The sequence below is a fragment of the Halobacterium sp. CBA1126 genome (assembly GCF_009741975.1).
GTDB lineage: Archaea > Halobacteriota > Halobacteria > Halobacteriales > Halobacteriaceae > Halobacterium.
This window is the reverse complement of the sequence record NZ_WPCF01000190.1, coordinates 1-1,994: the sequence shown is the minus strand read 5'-3', so window position 1 is coordinate 1,994 and position 1,994 is coordinate 1. Positions and strand designations below refer to the sequence as shown.

The 1,994-nt window shown below is 51.7% G+C and carries 2 protein-coding genes; both read right to left on the bottom strand.

The window, feature by feature from the left end; genetic code table 11:
- Nucleotides 1-398: 398 nt before the first annotated feature.
- Nucleotides 399-719 carry a hypothetical protein gene (locus GJ634_RS15030; protein WP_157503639.1) on the bottom strand — a complete coding sequence of 107 codons (321 nt, stop codon included), beginning with the start codon at nucleotides 717-719 and terminating at the stop codon, nucleotides 399-401.
- 358 nt (nucleotides 720-1,077) lie between these two features.
- Nucleotides 1,078-1,473, bottom strand: a complete 396-nt coding sequence (locus GJ634_RS15025) for a hypothetical protein (protein WP_157503638.1) — start codon at nucleotides 1,471-1,473, stop codon at nucleotides 1,078-1,080.
- Nucleotides 1,474-1,994 lie beyond the last annotated feature (521 nt).

Sequence of the window (1,994 nt, the reverse complement as noted above, 5' to 3'; positions counted from 1 at the left end):
AAGCAGTGGGGTTAGTCGTCTCTATTCACGCCAGCAGATGTCACGGAATAGCGTGACGAATCCTAACCAACATCTGAAAAAAGTAGTTGTTGGTTAGAACTCGAGTCGCCAAAAACGGACCAAAGAACGTGTGGCCAAGGCCATCAATCCAAAACACTCCCCACAGCCTCTCAGCGCTCCATTCGAAACCAACCCAAGACGCAACGAGTTTGCGAGAATCTATCCTTATCCGACGTTGATATCTGGATGTCTTTCCGCATTTCTCCATAATTTCTCCCACTGAGGCCACTCCTCAATAGAAGCTTGATGTATCTGTCTGAGGGTGAGAAGACTTGTATCGCGTAGCTTTACCAGAAGATAGCAAGCAGCTGTGAGACCGATAGTTTCGGGGATCCCGTTTACTGGTAAAATTCGTTGGTGTATCTTGCGACTACCGAAGTGAAGTGTTCTATAATTCCGTCAATTCCAACTGCAGCGAGAGCACTCCGTAGTTCGTCAATCTTTACAGACAGCGATGCAGCGCCTCTGACAACACCAAGTAAGGGCTCCGCTAGGTCCAAGGTCACTTGTCGCCCTGAACGAGTCAAAGCGATGTAGTCAGATACCGAATCCGAAGTATAGGTAATTCTCATCGGGATTGGATTGATTCCCTCCGGAGCCTCCTCGACTACCTCTAATGAATCGGGGTTAGGACCCGGAAGCTCGTCGGAATCTTCCATATACCAATATTGTCTTGTCAATTCTTAATTTTTCCGCCAACTAGCACAGCTTGATGTGTCTTGCTCCCTTTCCTCTCGGGATTCCACGTCGAGAGAACTGATTTTCGAGATGTGCACACGAGATCGGAAATCCTGTGTGAACGAATCAGTGGGAAGATTGGAAGGCTCATCCGTTTAGACGCTGATTTACGGCGACACTGTGTCCTGAGTGTATTCTTGTTTACACAACCGGACAACCGCGACTCGTTCAGAGTCGCTCAGCCAACACAGTCTTAACCAACATTTATCGCTGTGTTCGGCCAGTGTTGGTTAACGGTGAGTGCGAGAGCACCACCCAACCGAGCAAAGAACCAGTACGTTAGTCGTTTTCCGGGTCGCGATAGGCTTCCGTCGATATCAACGGAAGGTTGACGTCAATTTCATTGTACCAAACGACCGGCCGTTTCGCCCTTCCATCCTCTTTGAATTCGAGCAGGCCGTAGTCTGCGAGCTCGTTGACGTTCTCCAAGACCTCCGGTGGGTTCCGGTCGACGAGACGCGCGAGTTCCCGAATGCTGGCGGGGTTGTGTTCGACGATGGCTTCTAGGAGTTCGAGGTTCGTGCTGCAGAAGATCCGGCCGAACGTTTCGAGGTCTTCAATAGCGAGCATCGGGTTGTGGGCCGCAACGTCTTCGCCGGCGTCAATCGCTTTGAGGTGGTCTTCGAGGCCGCTACGGTCCGGCGACCCAATCGTAACGTGGAGTGTCTGAGTCATGGTCTGGAATGTGTGTTCATTCGGGGTGGTCTCCAACCCCTAGGGGTTGGAGACTAGTCCGACTGAGTAGTCTATGTTCGTGGAGAAAGTGGGTCAATCATCTGTTGTGCAGTTGTGTACCACTGTGGAACGTAGTGATACAGTAGCCATCAAACATGTGTTGCCTCCGAAACCGAGGATTCGGAAGTCTCATGCCTTGTTTCCATTACGAGGATGTTTTTGTGGGCGTCCATAGATGTGTGCCGGGCGGCGTAAAGACTTATTTGTCGTGCGGACTACTGACCAAGTGAGGACGCGAATTAGGCCCATCAGGTAGACCCTGGGGGACTAATTCGGTTAGGGGTGTGGGGTAGTGGCCTACGCCCTGTTGACGTCCGTATCTACGGTAACGCTCTTGCGTAGGAGATTGGTTGATACTGCCTGAGCGGTCCGCTGTGGAGTCGAAGAGGGACAAGGCAGCCGCGCAGCGGTGCCCGACACGAATGATTTCCGCGTAGATGTGTTTGGGTCGGAATCGGTCG

Coding starts and splice junctions, on each gene's coding strand:
- GJ634_RS15030 (WP_157503639.1), bottom strand. CDS start 719: ATGGAAGATTCCGACGAGCTTCCGGGTCCTAACCCCGATTCATTAGAG.
- GJ634_RS15025 (WP_157503638.1), bottom strand. CDS start 1,473: ATGACTCAGACACTCCACGTTACGATTGGGTCGCCGGACCGTAGCGGC.